The following is a 16,792-nucleotide window of genomic DNA, read 5'->3' on the forward strand; positions in this document are numbered from 1 at the left end:
TAAGTTCAATCATTCAAGAATACTTACATAAGTCTTAATTTTAATGTGTCAACCAGGAGGGGGATTTTCACTCCTCTTGAGTGATATCTCCTGATTTTGTTTGAGGAGGTTTATTATTATGAGATGGTATTCAGAGCATAATATTCATACTAAATCTGAGTTAATTAATTCATTAATTGCTCCTGTTTATAGTGAACATTATGAAGAAAAAACATTGCAATTTCATGTTTGTAATGACTATATTCATGGAGTAACCATATTATGGTCATTAATTGAATTTAATGTCATAAACGATTATCGAAACATTTTACTGGCAGGTAAATACCGTTACATAAAATGTAATTTGATCAGACAAATTGACGAGGCTTGGAGCTATTCATATTATTGTGAATTATCTTTTCCTCCTTATTATTCATGTCCACTTAATTACCTTGAATTAGCTAATTTTGAAGTAAATCACGAATGGCGAACTCAAGTTAGAAATTATCATCAACTACAAAAATAGTTTTCCTATTTCATTTAAACCAGCTTACTTTATTACGCATAAAGTAGTTGGTTTTTATTTTTACTTTTTATACTGGAGCATTAATATGATTTCAATACCTGGTGAATTAGTCATTACAACAAGAACGGGTAAATATGGCAATTTCAATGTCGCCAAGCTTTTTACATCCATTGGTGAATTTTCTTTAAAAGATAATAAATTATTGGATCAGTATGAAGCTGGAAAATATGAAGGGTCGTTTGTGATTAAACAAATCAAATCTTCTTCATATAGTTATGGCAATCGTGTTGTTATTGAATGTTGTGCGTATATTGAAGATATGGATCTGGTTAATTCATCCAAATTAGATGAAGCAGATTCGGAAAAAATACATGTATCAGAAGACCCTATTTGTCAGACTGAGTCATCTGAAGTTCAGAAAGTTAATACTGAACATCAACATGAAGAAACTATGGCTACCTCAGGTTCAGGTGATGCTGAACTGTTTGGTATTTTATGGCCGATAGGTGATCAAGTTAAACTAGATTCAACGGAGGATCGCTTAAAAATACGTTCCCAGAAAAAACGTTTAATCGAACTTGGTTACCATTTTGACTATAAAAGCCAATGTTGGAATAAATTGCCAGAACAATTTTAACTTAACTTATCTATCTCTGGGGAGAAACAGGTCTTCCTAGAGATCGTTTCTCCTTATATTGATTTAAGGAGAAACTTTAATGAGTAACATTCTTACATTACAAGATATTCCAGATTTGAAATGTGATTGTTGTATTGCGAATAATGACTCCGAACTGATTTTTTTATCAGTATGGGGGAAAGATACCGCAATGCAGGAACTCTTTGCAAAACTTACGATTGGCGAAACAACTACACATGGTTTAACGGATATTAAGTTAAATCATCATCGAGTGTTTTTAGCTGAAGGAAAGTATTATGCAAAGCGCACATTGAAAGTAACTAAAACGTTATTTGGTTCGTTGATTCATGCTTTTATTTTTGATAAACGCATTATTGAGCCAAACCGTGATTCAAATTCAATGATCTCTATTTATAAGATAGAAGATGTTTCCACTAGACATAATCGTTACTTTGATGCAATTAAAACACTTTCATCTGTACCCATTTTAGAACATTGGGCTGACGAAATTGTGTCGATTGCTAAACAACAAGGAATGATTAAAGAACATAAAGCAATTGTTGGTGATATTGATGCAACAACAATCATTGTAAACGACACAATATTAACTCAAATCATGAGCCAAAAAATTCGTGATGGTATTTTAACTTTATCATAATCATAGGGAGTATTTATGGTTGCACTTATATCGCCGAGAGTGGCGCATAATTTTGCTAAAAATGGCTATTATCCAACGGATGATGCTACAACAAATGCAATTATTAGCCATTTTGTAAGAACTGATACTGCTATTCGAGTTTTAGATCCTTGTGTTGGTGAAGCTCGAGCAGCAAGTAATATTGCGTATTCACTTAGTCATAAAGCAAAACTATATGGTATTGAATACAATCGACATCGAGCAGAACTAGCCCAAAAATATTGTGATGTTTTGTTAAGAAGTGACTTATTTGATACCGTTATTTCACCTAATTCCTTTGGTTTATTATTCTTAAATCCACCATATGGAGATTTAACTAGTGAACATAATGGAGCAATTACAAATTATCAGAAAGACTACAAACGACTAGAGAAAATATTCTATCGTTTTACGATCCCGTCGCTTCAGTATAACGGTATTTTAGTATTAATAATTCCGTTTACTCAGCTTGATGAGATGCTTTCAAATTGGATTGCAAGTCAGTTCACTGATATTTCAATATTTACAGCTTGTGATAAACAATTCAAGCAGATTGTTATTTTAGGAAGAAAGGTTCGACAAAATGATATAGCACTTCAGGAAAAAAATGATATGAAGGCAAAATTTGAAGCTATTTTTGAAGGAGAAATTGTTCCTGATGAGATAGCTGTTACAAATAAGCCGATGTATCAAATTCCTGAGCCAGAAAGTGAAGTTAAATCTTTCTATAAACTATCATTTACTGATGAAGAGTTAGGTCAGGAAGTTCAAAAGATAGGTGGACTATGGAATGACTTTAATCTTTTTTTCAAAAAATGTTGTGAACGCAAACGCAAACCGTTGTGTAAAATGTCGGATTGGCATTTATCGTTAGCACTAGCTGCTGGTGAAATCAATGGTATTGTAAAATCCAATACAGGTAAAACTTATATCATTAAAGGTGATACTTACAAATCAAAGTCAAAAAGTGTTGAAAATACTTTGGATGATGAGGGCTTTATTGTTGAATCAAAAACAATTTTGACCGATAAATTTGTTCCTTCAATTAAGGCATTTGATTTCACTCCAAATTCTGAAACATTTGGTTCGTTATTGGTGATTTCTAGTCAAATTAACGAAGTTGATGAATTGGATGAATTGGATGAAAATGGTACACATGTTGAAGATAATCAATCCTGCTCAGTTGTAACTGGATTGATTTATTCCACAGAAGGGATTAAGTGCTTAGCTGATCGTGATTTTAATATGGCACTTGCTGTTTCAAGCGCTCTTAGTCGTTATAGAAATGGCGATTGGGGAGATGATATGGACGATAGTGACAAAAAATTAAATGATCAAGTGTTAAAGCAAGGACAAAAAAATGACCGCTTATTTGCAAGTTATAAGCTTTCTGATGATATAAAACTATGGATTATTACCGAATGGCATGGTGAGCGAGGTTTTATCACTACGTTGATGCTGCCAAATGAATATTAAATCTATATTAATTTAAACATTAACCCATAAGGGATACAATCCCTTGTGGAGCTTGTATCCCTTTTTTTCTAAGGATTAAAAATGGAACAAGTAACATTAAATACACAAATTGATTTAAATAGTTTTATTAATGAATTTAAAGATTCATTATTGGATAGTTTGAATGCATCTAATCCTCCAGTTTACAGCGAGGATGATATGTCATTTGAACGACAATCAATTATGGAACAGTTAAAACGTAAACCATTTAGTGAACAAGCTAATGTTGTACAGGCTGTTACAAAATTGTTATTAGATCAGAATGAACCAGCAGCGATTATCAACGCTGAGATGGGAACAGGAAAGACAATGATGGCAATTGCTGTGGCAGCAGTACTTCACTATGAAGCCCAGTATCGACGTAATCTGATAATTTCGCCACCTCATCTTGTATATAAATGGCGACGAGAAATTTTAGAAACGATACCAGGTGCAAGAGTATGGGTTTTAAATGGCTCAGATACACTTGTGAAGCTATTAAAATTGAGGCAAGAGCTTAAGTTAGGTATTACATCTAATGTGCCTGAATTTTACGTTTTAGGACGTGTTCGAATGCGAATGGGATACCACTGGAAACATGCACTGAAATCAAAACCTATTTACCAAAAGCAAAATATTCATGAACGTGGGGAAGTTAAAACAAAATACATAAAAAAAGACTGTGCTGCTTGTCCCGACTGTTATAATTTTTGTCGTGATGACGATGGGGAGTTAATTCTTTTTAGCGATTTTGTTTTGAAAGAACATCGAACAACTTGTGTGAATTGTGGCAGTGCTTTATGGACTTTGATTAGACCATTAAATAACTCGAATTCTAGTTTTAGAGACAGAGTTAAAAAATCGATGTGTCAAATTCCGACAGTTGGGCCAGTGAAAGCTGAATCTCTAATTAATAAATTTGGTGACGATTTTCTATCTGATCTGCTTGCGGATAATGCATCAGATTTTGTTAATCTTATGAATGAAAATGGTGAGTTTATTTTTACTGACAGACAAGCAATAAGAATGGAAAAAGCTTTAGCTAAACTTGAATTTGGTTTTGGCGAAGGTGCTTATCAAGCTACCGAATTTATCAAAAGATATTTACCACAAGGATTTTTTGATTTATTGATTGTTGATGAAGGTCATGAGTATAAAAATCAAGGCTCTGCACAAGGGCAGGCCATGGGGGTGCTTGCTAGCCAAGTTAAAAAGATTTTACTTTTAACTGGTACTCTTATGGGAGGATATGCAGATGACCTATTTTTTTTACTTTTTCGTGTATTAACGTCTAAGATGATTGAAGACGGTTATAAACCGAATAGCAGAGGTTCACTTGGTACCGCAGCAATGGAGTTTATGCGAGATCATGGAATCATTAAAGACCTATATACGGAAAGGCATGGAAATAGTCATAAAACAGCAAAAGGTAATCAGATTTCTCATCGAACACAAAAAGCTCCAGGTTTTGGACCAAAGGGTATTTTACGATATGTATTACCGTATACAGTATTTCTAAAGCTTAAAGATATTGGTGATAATATTCTCCCGAATTATACTGAAGAGTATATTGATATTCCAATGTCATATGAGCAAAGAAGTTATTACGATGATTTATCGAATAAACTTAAGAGTGAGTTGAGAAGTGCATTAGTGAAAAGAGATACAACATTACTTGGTGTTGTACTCAATACCTTACTTGCATGGCCTGACTGCTGTTTTAGAGCAGAAACAGTCACTCATCCAAGAACACGAGATAAGCTGGCTTTTGTGCCATCTGTATTTAGTGGTGATGAGGGTGATAGTTTTATTGAATGTTCGCCAAAAGAGCAATCTTTAGTTGAACATTGTTTAGCTGAAAAAACAGATGGTCGTAAAGTATTAGTATATGCAACTTATACTGGTACTCGAGACATAACTGGACGGCTTAAGCTTATTTTAGAACAAGCTGGTTTAAAAACAGCTATATTAAAATCAAATGTGTCGCCAGAAAAGAGGGAGGATTGGATCTTAGACAAAGTGGATAAAGATTATGATATTGTCATAACAAATCCAGAACTTGTTAAAACAGGTCTTGATTTACTCGATTTTCCGACCATTATTTTCTTGCAAACTGGTTTTAATGTTTACACATTGCAACAAGCAGCAAAACGTTCGTTCAGAATTGGCCAGAAAAATGATGTAAAAGTGATTTATTTGGGCTATGAAAATTCAGCACAAACAAGCTGTTTAAAATTAATGGCAAAAAAAATAGCGGTTTCACAAAGTACTTCAGGGGATATGCCTGAATCGGGATTAGATATACTTAATTCTGATGATGAATCCATTGAAGTGGCTTTAGCAAAACAGCTAATTGCCGTATAAAAATAAGTGATATAAAGTAAAAGCTGGCACGTTATGTGTCAGTTTTTGTTATTATAAATTCATCAACAACATGTTCCCCATTTTTGTATAGTTTAATGGGAAATATTTTCTAGTTTTTATATTACTGGATAATTACTTTCCACAAGAGCTGAATATGCACCTCCTAAATAATCACTACAGAAAAAATCAATTTGTTTAATTATAGATGCAAAATCTAATGGGGGAATATAATTAAATTTATCGGTTTTAAAGCCAACGTTTAATACAAAACGATAATCTTCGAAATCATAGATTTTTATGCCCTTTGAATGAGTTAAATTTTCCATAATAGATGAACATTTAGCAATTAAACAGATGTACTGAAAATTTTTATCAATATAAGCGGTCTTATTTTCAGGGTGTGCCATGCCAAAATGTTGATTTGGTGTTATAGCAATTAAATTTTCAAGGTAATCTGCAATTTCAGGAAAATCAGACTTTGTGAAAATATGATGAATCTGGCTTGCTAAAATATCTTCACCTAATTGATACACTTCAGATTTTCCGTTTCGATATAGATCGTTAAATTTACGCACATCTTTTTTAGCTTTCTGTACCAAATATTCGTGGTAATTTTTTGATTGTTGTTGTTCTAGTGATTGGTGTTCTTGACGTGAAATTTGTTTCGACTTTCCAGATAGTTGATCTCGCCAATTTAAGCGATTATAAGTGAGATCTTGCAGTGTAATTAGGTTTTTAGATATATGTCCTCTTTCTGTTCCCCGCTTTTTATATTTGAATGCTAATGGATTGATAATTTTTGTAAAAATTCGTCCACACTCTATACTACCGTTAATCGGTGTGTTGTCAATCGTAAATGATGTAAACGTATCTTTTAATTGTTGATAACTCTCTTTATTTTGGACTTTAAGAAAATCATTAAAACTAGTAGCCAATCCACTGTCTTTTAATACTTTTTCGATATAATGAGTAAGGAAATTCAGTGTATTTAATGGACGTAAAGCAATATGTTGTAATAATTCAAGGTTATTAATTCGATATAAGTACCTAGTACTAACTTTAGTTTCAATTAAAATTCGACTATAAGCGAGTAACTTAATAGGTTGTCCAAAATACTTATCATATTCATTGCGTGATTTTTGGCTAGGATCTGGTTTTGAAAATATCGTTTGCACATTTTCCTGAGCATATTTACTATCCCAAATGTCTTTAACTGTAAAAGAGGTTGATGTGCTTGATTGTGTATATTCTAGAATACAGTCAGCAATAATTTGCACAACATCATAAGTGCATTTTTGATCAATCCAACGCGCATTACCTGATAGTTTCACATCGTAATCATATTTTGATAAGAAATTTTGAATAAAGTCATTACTCATTTTATCTCCCTATTTTTTAAACCAAACCAAAAAACGCTATTAGCATCAATATTTAACGATCTTGTCTGATAATTCCTTGCTATTTGATAAAAATGTCTAAATTCAGAACTTGCATAATATTTTAATTCATCATCTGATAGATGATATGAAAATTTAGGTATTAATACTGCAACTGAACCATTCATAATGTAGCCTTTTTGTTTTCGCATTAACCTAGGCTTATATGTCATATTTGGTGTTAAATAAACATCTTCACGATCAAAATATTTAGCAACGGATAATTTCATTAATTTTGTTTGCTCAATATAAGCATCATAATTTTCTATATCTATAATTTTATCACCTAAATCACTAATATTTCTAGATTTTAATACTCTAACTTGTTCTGAATGTTTTTTTACTAATGACAAATTTTCATTTGTAATTTGACGATCTCTGAAAACAGTAAACTGGTTAAATTTTAACTTTTTAAACACCTTATCAAAATCTTGATCCCGATATATAACCCAATAAGGTAAAGCAGAATCAAAAATATAATTTGCTTTTTGGATTAATTTTAGTTTTTTAGGTAAAGAACATACATCAATATTTCTTTGATTATTTTCTTTCAAATTACAAATTATATTGATTGTTTCTACCAATACACCTTTAAAACCTAATTCACCAAAATCCAAAATAGATTGGATCTTATTATTTGTTAGCTTTTCTCTCGTTTCCTTATATTCAGGAGTATTAAGTAAATTTTTAGGCATAATTAAAGAAATAACGTCTGCACATTGTAACGATTTTTCAAGGAAAAAGGCCGAGAGATTTTTGACATTTTGGCTATAGTTTTCTATATCAAATAAACTAAGGTCTGTTCTTTTTAGCTTTGTAAAAGGCGGATTACCAATTATTAAATCAAACTTTCTCTCTGGTTGATATAACATAAAATCATTACAAATAAATTCTAATTCAATATTTTCGGGTAATCTTTGTTGATTATAAATTAATTTTACCCATTCTAAAGTTTTGGGGTTAATATCGATTAACGTGAATTTCACTTTTGGGATATGCTTATATTTCTCAAATAAGAAAGGTAAGAAATTACCTGCACCTACTGATGGTTCACAAATATGTAGTTGTGATTTTTCCAAAAAATCAGGTAAATAATTAATGATTTCTTGAATAATAAAAGGGTTTGTATAATAAGCAGAATAATTTTCTCTTTCACTATTACTTAATTCAATAATACGAGAAAGTACCGTAGTATCTATAGTGTTATTTTTAAGTTGTGATAAAAGGTAATTAGATAAACAGTTTTCATCATTAAGTTCATGTCTTTCGATCAGTTGTAATATTTCTTTCTCTGTCATATCAAATTACTTGCTTAATTTTTTCCGCAACCGTTTTAAATATTGCTGTTGGTACAGCTTCCCCAATGCTTTGACGAATATTCATCTCATTTTTCTTAGAAATTTTTTGTTTTTCTGCTAAAGATAAATTATTCAATGTTTCTAATGATATATCGACCCATTTAAATTGATCAGGGATAGTCATTAATTTCATTAATTCACGAATAGAAAAGACACGATCATCTATTGGATGTACAGTATTTTGGCTTGCTAGTTGATCATTTCTAGTATGAATACACGGAGCGACTTTATCATAAAGTTGGCGAGTGTATTTATCCCCATTTTTGGATTTGTTAAGCACTATTTCACCATTTACAATTTTATGAGGACGTTTATTTAATTCAACGTTATCAAAAGCACTTTGCCCTTGCTTAATATCAGTTATCCAAGCTCGCATATGTTCAGGGTAAACACGAAAACTATGATAAAAATCATTATTATCATATTCTCCCCAATCAAGTGATTTCATGTTGCCAATTACTTTCTTAAGAGTAACTTCATCACGTTCATCAGGAAAAAATTGGCTAGGGGAATGTGATAAATTTTTATCCACTCCAATTACTAAAGTTCTTGTGCGAGATGAATTTGAACCATAATTCTTAAAATTGATAATTCGATGTTCAATTTTATAATCCGTTGCCAATTCAGCTAAGATTAAATCGCCAATAGCAACCAATTCTCCTTGATTATTTGTACAACCTGTTTTCCAAAATGCCTGAACATTTTCTAAAATAAAAAAATATGGACGAATATTTTTTATTATATTTACACTTTCAACTACAAGGCTATTTCGCTCAATTTCATTTTCTTTTTTCTTATGATTAGCAACACTCATACCTTGACAAGGAGGTGTTGCAATGACGACATCAACACGATGATAACCTAACTTTTGCCAACGCTGAATTTCTAGATAAATACGTTGTTTGATTTCATCTTGTTTAATATCACCATTAATATATCCAGAATCAAAACGACACTTTTTATTAATTTTTTGAATATTAATTCTTCTTTCAATTAATTCATTAGTTGCAATACATTCATAATTATTTAATTTAAACCCATAACATCCGACTCCGGCAGATGAAAAAAGACTTATGTATGTATGTTTTTTGCTCATCAATTTCTCCTTAATATTATCCAACTATTTTATCCCATATATGTTTTTTGAGAAATGGCCGAGAGGAGATGAATTAGATATAAAAACTAAACCATTTGTATCTTCTATATTTTTCGTAATAAGATTTTATTCATTCGCATATAAACTTTATTACGAAAAATATAGTTTATGATCGTATTAATAATAAACTACATATTGTTCAATAAATTGGACGATTAATTTAAGTTCTAGCTGATACTTCTATCTTAAGTGATTTTATCATATATCCTGTAATCCAATTAGATATATTTTAGTTTGCTTACTTATTTCAAATAATAAGAAATGTTAGATCATTCAGTTTAGTTTCATTAGTATTGTTAATTACATTCAATTTTAAAAATCCTTTTTACGAGTTCTCGAGAACCATCTGGTTTAACTCGCCAGATTTCATTTCCAACTTGTTCAACATAGCTTTGAGTCTTGAATAACTCTTGAATTTTTCGTTTAGTTAACTCTCCAAATGTATCATCATCAAGTAGACCATGATCAGTATTTTCATAACGTAAATAATCCTCTTCAGACGGGTTCTTGATTGCCCTTGCTTTAATGTCTGGATAAATTATTAAATGCCTCATTTATTTTTTCCTTAGTCGAAAAACAAAGAATTATAATTTATTTCTTAGTATGTATTACATCATTGTTGTAAAAAAAGCAAGTTTCCTTGCTTTTTATTGTGAATGTTTTAACTAATTAAGAGACAGATATTATCAATAATTTCACCATCAATACTTAATACAGCTTCAGAATACAAATCAAAATAGGCATTATGACCTAATTCTTTTAAATGCTCCAAAAAGCAAATCAAAAAACATTGTGTATAATCTCCTGATGATAAAATTTCTTTATAAGATGAATTGAAACGGCTAGCAATTTTATGATTGAAATCATTTAAATTATTACATTGCCATTGTTTCATCAACCAATCTTCCATTTTTGATAGATAGAGATTAAATTCAACGCCTTCTCCATCAGAGAATGAATTAATCAAATCATATCGTTTAATATTAGATAATATATCGTCATCAATCTTTATAATGTCATCTCTAAGATAGAGTCGTTTACTAGTATCATTATCAAGTTTATTTTCAATATACATAAGTGTTCTCCTATAGTTTAATTGATGGAGAACACTCCATTAGGAGTATTCTCCTAATGGAATGTGTAGAGTTTTTATAAAGCTAATTCATAACGAGTTAGATCAATGAGTTTAGCTATTTCAATATTACGAACAATAGGTAATTTGCGTTTCAGATATTCGATGAAATTAGTTGTTGGGTTTAACTGCCAATGAACTAATACTACATTTACTAAGCCGCTAATTACTATGTTCTGGGTAGAATTGTCTACTATTGATGCACGTTTAACTTCACACGGACGATTATTAATTTCACCATCCATCCAAATATCACCAAGAAAGTGAGTAATTTCATTTTCAGCCTCAATAATTGAATTGAAACTACGCTCAGAAGTGATAATTTCGACCTGATTATTGTCAGTGAAATTGATCTCTAGTTTAAATCCATAATTACTTGTAAATAAGTCTTTAATGTAATTAATTGTCATGATAATTCTCCAAAATTAAGTCAATAAAAAGGAGAATTTATGCCCAATAGGGATAAAATTCCCCTATGGGTGAGTAAAAGATAAGTTTATAAGAACTCAACATCAAACAGATGTTACCAACCTACGAAAGTAGTGAGTTTGTTGGCTGTTGGGATGTGATCACCTTAATTAAAAGGAACATACCATTTTACTGGCTATGTCTGAGAATTAACGATCATCTTCTCGTTGTTTGCTACTAAAAGTAGCGGAAAAATTAGTATAACGATTTAATTAATGCGCTGCTTTGCATCGTTGTAAACATTTAAAGATTCTCGCTTACCTATCGCTAACACTTTGATAATAATAAGCTCATCAATAACTTTATAGACCATTCTGAATCCAGATGACCTCAATTTTATTTTGAAACACCCAGACAGTGAACCACTTAACTTAGCTGATTCAATATAGGGGTTAATCTGAAGTTTTTTTAACTTTTTTTTAAATTGAAGCTGTATACTCCGATCTAATTTATTCCATTCTTTAAATGCCTTTTCATCGAACACGACTTTAAAGGTCATCCACATTCACCTCAATAATTTTACCTGGATTTCTGAGTCTATCTTCGGCAATTCTAAGAATATCCTCATCTTCGTCAATGCACGGAACTAAACGAATTATTTCTGGTTGGTTTGATTTGTGTTTAATTTGCCATAAATCATACTGGGATTGTAATGATAACCACATTCTTGCAGTGCTAATTCCAGCTAGTTCTAATCGCCAAGCTAGGGTTGGTGAAATAGGGGCTTTACCATGTAACACTTTTGATATTGTTTCACGTGAAAAACCTAGATGTTTAGCAAAATCAGTAATAGTCATATTTAATGTATTAGGTAAAATTTCGTCTAATAAAATTTCACCTGGATGTGAAGGGTTAAACATTTCCATAAATGCTCCAATACCTCTAGTTGAACCAGTTTCAAAAAAAGTTCCAGTTCTTTATGTTCAAAACTTTTTATCATATAAGCCTTTTCCTGTGAGGAATTTCATCACAAATGGAGAGTTGAAGCAACTGATTTAACAATTAAAAAAGCAAGTTTCCTTGCTTTTTTTGAGTTGTTAATTGTTACGCAACATTATTGAGTTCTTCGTCATGAGGTTCACTTTGATTTTCTAAATGTTCGATTTTATCCGAATATTTAAGTTCACCATCAATTTTAAGGCTGGAGATTTTTAGTAATCGAGCTTTTAAATTGATTCCAACGTCTCCTTTTTTAACTCCAGTGCTGTATGTAAATGTTTCAGCATAGATATCACCGACGCAAAAACTGATTAAGATTTTTTTGTTGGCTTTATTTGCTTCAATGCATTTTTCAACTAAGCTTTTTGCTTTTTCACCAGTAACGTTACAGTTAATGTAGGTATATTCGGCGTTTTGGCAATTTCCCCTTAGTGCTGCGATTGTACATGATAAATAAGGTTTACCATTTTTGACTTTAACTTCACGGATTCGGTTTAAATAGCCAATTCCAGTTGTATGTAAATCAAAAAATTGTTTAGTTACTGTGTTATTAGTTAAGTTAGTCATAATATTCTCCAAAATTAAGTCAATAAAAAGGAGAATTTATGCCCAATAGGGATAAAATTCCCCTATGGGTGAGTAAAAAGTAAGTTTATAAGAACTCAACATCCAATAGATGTTACCAACCTACGAAAGTAGTGAGTTTGTTGGCTGTTGGGATGTGATCACCTTAAAAAAGGAACGTCCCATTTTATTGGCAACGTCTGAGAATTAACGATCATCTTCTCGTTGTTTGCTACTAAAAGTAGCGGAAACGAACTAATTATACTAATTAAGTAAAAATTCGCAATATGAATATTTATTTTTCTATATTAAATATGGTTCATCAAGTTTATATTGATAAATATACAGGTATTTAAAAATTGTATTGATTATGCTTCATTTCTTAAAAAAGTTAATTGTTAAAAATAAACAAGAGAGTATCAGTACTCATGAGAATTCATCATCATTGGAAGACTGGTATATTCCAAAATCGGCAACAGAATTGCTTGATACACCTTCTCGAAAAAAGCTGATCTCACTAATTTGGCAACGAGTATCAATTGATCAACAGCGGTTTAATAAATTATATATGGATGTTATCAATAATTATGTTGAAATAGTGCAATTACTGCCCGCTTCGGAGGCACACCATCATTCGTATACAGGTGGTATGATTGATCACGGACTTGAGGTGGCAAATTATGCATTGAAGTTGAGGCAATCTTACTTACTTGGAGCTAACGCAGAAGATATTCCAAGGCAAGCTCAGGCTTGGAGTGCGGCAGTTGTATACGGTGCATTGTTACATGACATAGGTAAAGTTGTTGTAGATGTTCATGTTGAAATGAACGATGGCAAAATTTGGTATCCGTGGAAAAGCAATTTAGATTTACCGTATCGGTTTAATTATAAAAAAGATAGGGATTACTCTCTTCATCCGAGTGCTGCAGCATTGATGATTAAACGAATTTTACCAGATGAAAGTATCATTTGGTTATCACAATTCCCTGAATTGTTTAAATCTTTTTTAAGTTTATGTTCAGGCCATACTGAAAAAGCTGGCGTATTATCCGAAATTATACAAAAAGCAGATATGTTTTCTGTATCGAATAATCTAGGTGGAGATCCGACAAAAATACTAAGTAAACCAGTATCACTAATGAGTAAAATGATTGTTTCGATAAGGTATTTAATTGAATCAGAATTAGTGTTGAATGGCCCAAAAGCCTGTGATGGTTGGTTTGATGGAAAAGATGTTTGGGTTATTAGCAAATCATTTACCGATAAAATGAAAGCTAATTTGCTGCAAAACGGTATAACTGATATACCTACTGATAATGCAAAAATATTTAATATACTAAAAGAGCACGGGATAGCAATAGCAAATGAAGATAAAACTATTTGGCCGTGTAAAATTGAATCTGATAGTGGTTGGGTTGCTGAAAAACTAACACTTATCCGTATACCTGCCAATGTGGCTTTTCATAATATTACTAATGCTCCAGAACCATTCAAGGGTTCAATCACTCCACTGTTAACAGAAGCAACAGAAGCAGATAATCTTAACTCCATACCTGATAATATTTCAACGGAGGAGGTTAAAGAAGAGTCTAAATTAAACATTGCATCTGAGTCTGTAGATGACAAAGCTTCTAGAATGCAAGATATAATATTAAACCTATTTTCTAATGAAAAAACAAATACTGAGATATCTGAAACAGATATGGCTGATAATCATGATGATTGTGACAATTCCAAAGCGGATCGTCAAATAAAAGAAAATGATTTAAAAAATAATAATATTTCTATTTCAAATGAGTGTATTTCTAACACATTAGATAATGATGATATCTATAATCACCCATTTTTTAAATGGGTTAGAAGTCAAATTATTGGTAAAAAATTACCAGTTAATAACCAAAATGCGTGCATTCATACTGTTGACAGTAAAATATTCATGGTAACTCCCAAAATTTTTAGAAAATACAGTTTATATATAAATGGTAATGATGATGATAGCAACTGGAAACAATTACAACGTGAATTCCAAAATTTAAAAATTCATACCAAATTTAGTGATGAAGGATTTAACATCTGGAAATGCTTCATTTCGGGAAAAAGAAAGAGCCATACTTTTATCAAAGGTTATTTAATTGATAACAAACCATTATTTGCTATTGAGAATAATTTCCCTGATAATCCACATCTAACATTAATTCATGATGTTAATATTTACAAAAACAATTAGTGAGAAAATGAGAATCAGGAGTATTTATGGAAATAACAAAAGAAAAAATGTCTTGGCAGGAATTGCTCATAGTATATCTAGAATTTAAACAATTGCGTAAACAAACTATCTATAATTATAGAAGGTATATTGAAGCATTTACTCGATTTTTTAATAGTGATTTTACAAATATTAACTCAATTAACCATAAAACAGTATCAAACTTTAGAAGCCATATTTTGGAAGTCAGACAATGTAAACATGTAACATGGAATAGTTATTGTCGTCATTTTAAAGCGTTAATGGGATTTGGTATAGAACAAGGCTTAGTTATTCAAAAAAAAATCCATTTGATAAGATGTTAATAAAACCAGGGAAGAAAGCCAAAAAGACTATATCACAAGCAGATATTGATATTTGTTTAAGTTTTCTTAAAGAAAAACAGCTAAAAGAATCACCAAGAGATTTTTGTTATCCAGCCCAATTTTGGATAACACTGATTAAAATTTTGCAATATACAGGTATTCGACGTAATCAATTGTTGCATATTCGTATTTGTGATATTAATGATAAAGATAAAAAACTTTTTTTAAGAGAAGAGGGCTCGAAAACTCATAACGAACGAGAAATCCCACTAATTGACGATGTTTTTCAAGATATTGTTGAATTAAAGAAACAATTAAAAATGTTAAATAAAAAACCGAACATGCAGCTATTTAATATTTATCATTTTAAAAATGGTAAATGTGATTTTTACAAAGAAATGAATTTTGATCGAATAGATGCGTTTTTTCAGCGATTATCAAAAGTTTGCAATGTTAAAGTCAGCCCACATAGGTTCAGACATACATTAGCAACAAATCTGATGAAACAACCCGATCGAAATGTAACATTAGTAAAGGAGCTATTAGGGCATTCATCGTTATCAACAACATTAGAATATATAGTAACAGATCATGATCAATTAAGATCTTGTTTAGATGAGCATTTTAATCAATTAAAATAATGGTTAATTATATAAATAATTGTTTATTGATTATGAAAATTATTCAATAATGGTTTACTACTAGTATTCAATGTAATTGATATAGAATACTAGTAGTAATACATTAGTAATTATACAATAATTGGTGATTATTAATGTTGACAAAATTTTTAATTTATTTATTATTTGTTAACAATATCTATCCCTCTATTATGAGATTTATTAATACGTAGAAATTATTTAAATATTAAAATCAATTAGTTGTTTGGTTCGACTCATAATCGATTGGTCACTGGTTCAAGTCCAGTAGGGGCCACCATTAAACACTATGATTTATATAAGTTCTTAAGCATTTCTTAGATTTTCCATTGTGCCGTTTAATGAGCCTTGTGCCGTAAATAGGTTTGGGATAATACGGTTGTTGGAAGTTTTTTTCATACACTAAAATCCCTATTATTCATGGTTGTTACTATAAAACGAGGAAGTTGTCTAATAAAGCACTATTTGAATATATTCAAATATATCATAATTGTATTCGTCTTCGGCAGCCAACGGCTGGATATCGCTTGAACAATATGAACAATACTATTACCAAAACAATAAAATAATAAAGAAGGGTAATCTCTAATATTTTTGAGAGGATCAGTATTTTGCCTTGATACACTGGAGTATGGTATGTGTTTTTTATCCCAGCCCCATAATTTAAAATCACTCATCAGCGTCTTCTTTTTCATACGATCATTTATATTATTGTCTTTATTACTATCGTAAGCTGTAAAAAGCAACAAGAGGTTAGGGCTGTTGATCTTTGCTGTACATAAATTACTCAACAATACATTGGCAGCCACATTAACATAAATGCCAGTGATACC

The 16,792-nt window shown here is 31.0% G+C and carries 16 protein-coding genes, 1 tRNA gene and 1 pseudogene; 9 read left to right on the forward strand and 9 right to left on the reverse strand.

Going from position 1 to position 16,792, the window contains the following annotated elements; translation table 11 throughout:
• Positions 1-118: 118 nt before the first annotated feature.
• From ACGH6S_RS09615 to ACGH6S_RS09635, 5 genes are all read left to right on the forward strand, one after another.
• Positions 119-505 carry a hypothetical protein gene (locus ACGH6S_RS09615; RefSeq protein ID WP_174798353.1) on the forward strand — a complete coding sequence of 129 codons (387 nt, stop codon included), beginning with the start codon at positions 119-121 and terminating at the stop codon, positions 503-505.
• A gap of 85 nt (positions 506-590) precedes the next feature.
• Positions 591-1,142: a DUF3275 family protein gene (locus ACGH6S_RS09620; RefSeq protein WP_160430877.1), complete on the forward strand. Its 552-nt coding sequence runs from the start codon at positions 591-593 to the stop codon at positions 1,140-1,142.
• Positions 1,143-1,221: 79 nt separating this feature from the next.
• Positions 1,222-1,800, forward strand: a complete 579-nt coding sequence (locus ACGH6S_RS09625; protein ID WP_174798352.1) for a hypothetical protein — start codon at positions 1,222-1,224, stop codon at positions 1,798-1,800.
• A gap of 15 nt (positions 1,801-1,815) precedes the next feature.
• Positions 1,816-3,294, forward strand: coding sequence for a DUF6094 domain-containing protein (locus ACGH6S_RS09630; protein WP_411579519.1), 1,479 nt, complete (start codon positions 1,816-1,818; stop codon positions 3,292-3,294).
• An 81-nt stretch (positions 3,295-3,375) separates the two neighbouring features.
• Positions 3,376-5,676 carry an SNF2-related protein gene (locus tag ACGH6S_RS09635; RefSeq protein WP_411579521.1) on the forward strand — a complete coding sequence of 767 codons (2,301 nt, stop codon included), beginning with the start codon at positions 3,376-3,378 and terminating at the stop codon, positions 5,674-5,676.
• 116 nt (positions 5,677-5,792) lie between these two features.
• Here the strand turns inward: ACGH6S_RS09635 and ACGH6S_RS09640 are convergent, their stop codons facing one another.
• The 8 genes and pseudogenes from ACGH6S_RS09640 to ACGH6S_RS09675 form a co-directional block, all read right to left on the reverse strand.
• Positions 5,793-7,055, reverse strand: coding sequence for a restriction endonuclease (locus ACGH6S_RS09640; protein ID WP_065637651.1), 1,263 nt, complete (start codon positions 7,053-7,055; stop codon positions 5,793-5,795).
• Positions 7,052-9,566: pseudogene (locus tag ACGH6S_RS09645) on the reverse strand (DNA cytosine methyltransferase). Before ACGH6S_RS09645 ends, ACGH6S_RS09640 begins: the two are co-directional and overlap by 4 nt.
• A 356-nt stretch (positions 9,567-9,922) precedes the next feature.
• Positions 9,923-10,180: a hypothetical protein gene (locus ACGH6S_RS09650; protein WP_174798349.1), complete on the reverse strand. Its 258-nt coding sequence runs from the start codon at positions 10,178-10,180 to the stop codon at positions 9,923-9,925.
• 107 nt (positions 10,181-10,287) lie between these two features.
• Complete coding sequence (locus ACGH6S_RS09655) at positions 10,288-10,701, reverse strand: hypothetical protein (protein ID WP_174798348.1); 414 nt, start codon at positions 10,699-10,701, stop codon at positions 10,288-10,290.
• Positions 10,702-10,775: 74 nt separating this feature from the next.
• A complete protein-coding gene (locus tag ACGH6S_RS09660) occupies positions 10,776-11,168 on the reverse strand; it encodes a hypothetical protein (protein WP_174798347.1) in 393 nt (130 codons plus the stop codon).
• A 266-nt stretch (positions 11,169-11,434) separates the two neighbouring features.
• Positions 11,435-11,725, reverse strand: a complete 291-nt coding sequence (locus ACGH6S_RS09665; RefSeq protein WP_065583136.1) for a type II toxin-antitoxin system RelE family toxin — start codon at positions 11,723-11,725, stop codon at positions 11,435-11,437.
• On the reverse strand, positions 11,715-12,092 hold the full coding sequence (locus tag ACGH6S_RS09670; protein WP_174798346.1) for a HigA family addiction module antitoxin: 378 nt from the start codon (positions 12,090-12,092) through the stop codon (positions 11,715-11,717). The genes ACGH6S_RS09665 and ACGH6S_RS09670 overlap by 11 nt, the downstream gene beginning before the upstream one ends.
• Before the next feature lie 178 nt (positions 12,093-12,270).
• Complete coding sequence (locus ACGH6S_RS09675) at positions 12,271-12,732, reverse strand: STY4534 family ICE replication protein (protein ID WP_296302663.1); 462 nt, start codon at positions 12,730-12,732, stop codon at positions 12,271-12,273.
• 367 nt (positions 12,733-13,099) lie between these two features.
• Here ACGH6S_RS09675 and mobH point away from each other — a divergent pair, with 367 nt between their 5' ends.
• The 4 genes from mobH (at position 13,100) to ACGH6S_RS09695 (ending at position 16,239) form a co-directional block, all read left to right on the forward strand.
• Entirely contained in the window at positions 13,100-14,956 is a 1,857-nt protein-coding gene (gene mobH / locus ACGH6S_RS09680; protein ID WP_174798344.1) for a MobH family relaxase, read from the forward strand.
• Between the two features lie 26 nt (positions 14,957-14,982).
• Positions 14,983-15,300 (forward strand): phage integrase SAM-like domain-containing protein, encoded by a 318-nt coding sequence (locus ACGH6S_RS09685; protein ID WP_174798343.1) that lies wholly within the window; start codon positions 14,983-14,985, stop codon positions 15,298-15,300.
• On the forward strand, positions 15,294-15,941 hold the full coding sequence (locus ACGH6S_RS09690; protein ID WP_174798342.1) for a site-specific integrase: 648 nt from the start codon (positions 15,294-15,296) through the stop codon (positions 15,939-15,941). The genes ACGH6S_RS09685 and ACGH6S_RS09690 overlap by 7 nt, the downstream gene beginning before the upstream one ends.
• Before the next feature lie 229 nt (positions 15,942-16,170).
• Positions 16,171-16,239, forward strand: a tRNA-Met gene (locus tag ACGH6S_RS09695).
• 181 nt (positions 16,240-16,420) lie between these two features.
• Here ACGH6S_RS09695 and ACGH6S_RS09700 read toward each other — a convergent pair.
• Positions 16,421-16,792, reverse strand: a 372-nt coding sequence (locus ACGH6S_RS09700) for a hypothetical protein (RefSeq protein ID WP_411578798.1), incomplete at its 5' end; no start/stop codon positions are given.

Source organism: Gilliamella sp. BG3 (assembly GCF_046635605.1).
Classification (GTDB): Bacteria; Pseudomonadota; Gammaproteobacteria; order Enterobacterales; family Orbaceae; genus Gilliamella; species Gilliamella bombi.

Excerpts from the sequence above, each read along its gene's own strand:
- ACGH6S_RS09675 (WP_296302663.1), bottom strand. The coding sequence starts at position 12,732 with ATGACTAACTTAACTAATAACACAGTAACTAAACAATTTTTTGATTTA.
- ACGH6S_RS09620 (WP_160430877.1), top strand. The coding sequence starts at position 591 with ATGATTTCAATACCTGGTGAATTAGTCATTACAACAAGAACGGGTAAA.
- ACGH6S_RS09615 (WP_174798353.1), top strand. The coding sequence starts at position 119 with ATGAGATGGTATTCAGAGCATAATATTCATACTAAATCTGAGTTAATT.
- ACGH6S_RS09685 (WP_174798343.1), top strand. The coding sequence starts at position 14,983 with ATGGAAATAACAAAAGAAAAAATGTCTTGGCAGGAATTGCTCATAGTA.
- ACGH6S_RS09630 (WP_411579519.1), top strand. The coding sequence starts at position 1,816 with ATGGTTGCACTTATATCGCCGAGAGTGGCGCATAATTTTGCTAAAAAT.
- ACGH6S_RS09665 (WP_065583136.1), bottom strand. The coding sequence starts at position 11,725 with ATGACCTTTAAAGTCGTGTTCGATGAAAAGGCATTTAAAGAATGGAAT.
- ACGH6S_RS09640 (WP_065637651.1), bottom strand. The coding sequence starts at position 7,055 with ATGAGTAATGACTTTATTCAAAATTTCTTATCAAAATATGATTACGAT.
- ACGH6S_RS09660 (WP_174798347.1), bottom strand. The coding sequence starts at position 11,168 with ATGACAATTAATTACATTAAAGACTTATTTACAAGTAATTATGGATTT.
- ACGH6S_RS09635 (WP_411579521.1), top strand. The coding sequence starts at position 3,376 with ATGGAACAAGTAACATTAAATACACAAATTGATTTAAATAGTTTTATT.
- ACGH6S_RS09690 (WP_174798342.1), top strand. The coding sequence starts at position 15,294 with ATGTTAATAAAACCAGGGAAGAAAGCCAAAAAGACTATATCACAAGCA.
- mobH (WP_174798344.1), top strand. The coding sequence starts at position 13,100 with ATGCTTCATTTCTTAAAAAAGTTAATTGTTAAAAATAAACAAGAGAGT.
- ACGH6S_RS09625 (WP_174798352.1), top strand. The coding sequence starts at position 1,222 with ATGAGTAACATTCTTACATTACAAGATATTCCAGATTTGAAATGTGAT.
- ACGH6S_RS09670 (WP_174798346.1), bottom strand. The coding sequence starts at position 12,092 with ATGGAAATGTTTAACCCTTCACATCCAGGTGAAATTTTATTAGACGAA.
- ACGH6S_RS09655 (WP_174798348.1), bottom strand. The coding sequence starts at position 10,701 with ATGTATATTGAAAATAAACTTGATAATGATACTAGTAAACGACTCTAT.
- ACGH6S_RS09650 (WP_174798349.1), bottom strand. The coding sequence starts at position 10,180 with ATGAGGCATTTAATAATTTATCCAGACATTAAAGCAAGGGCAATCAAG.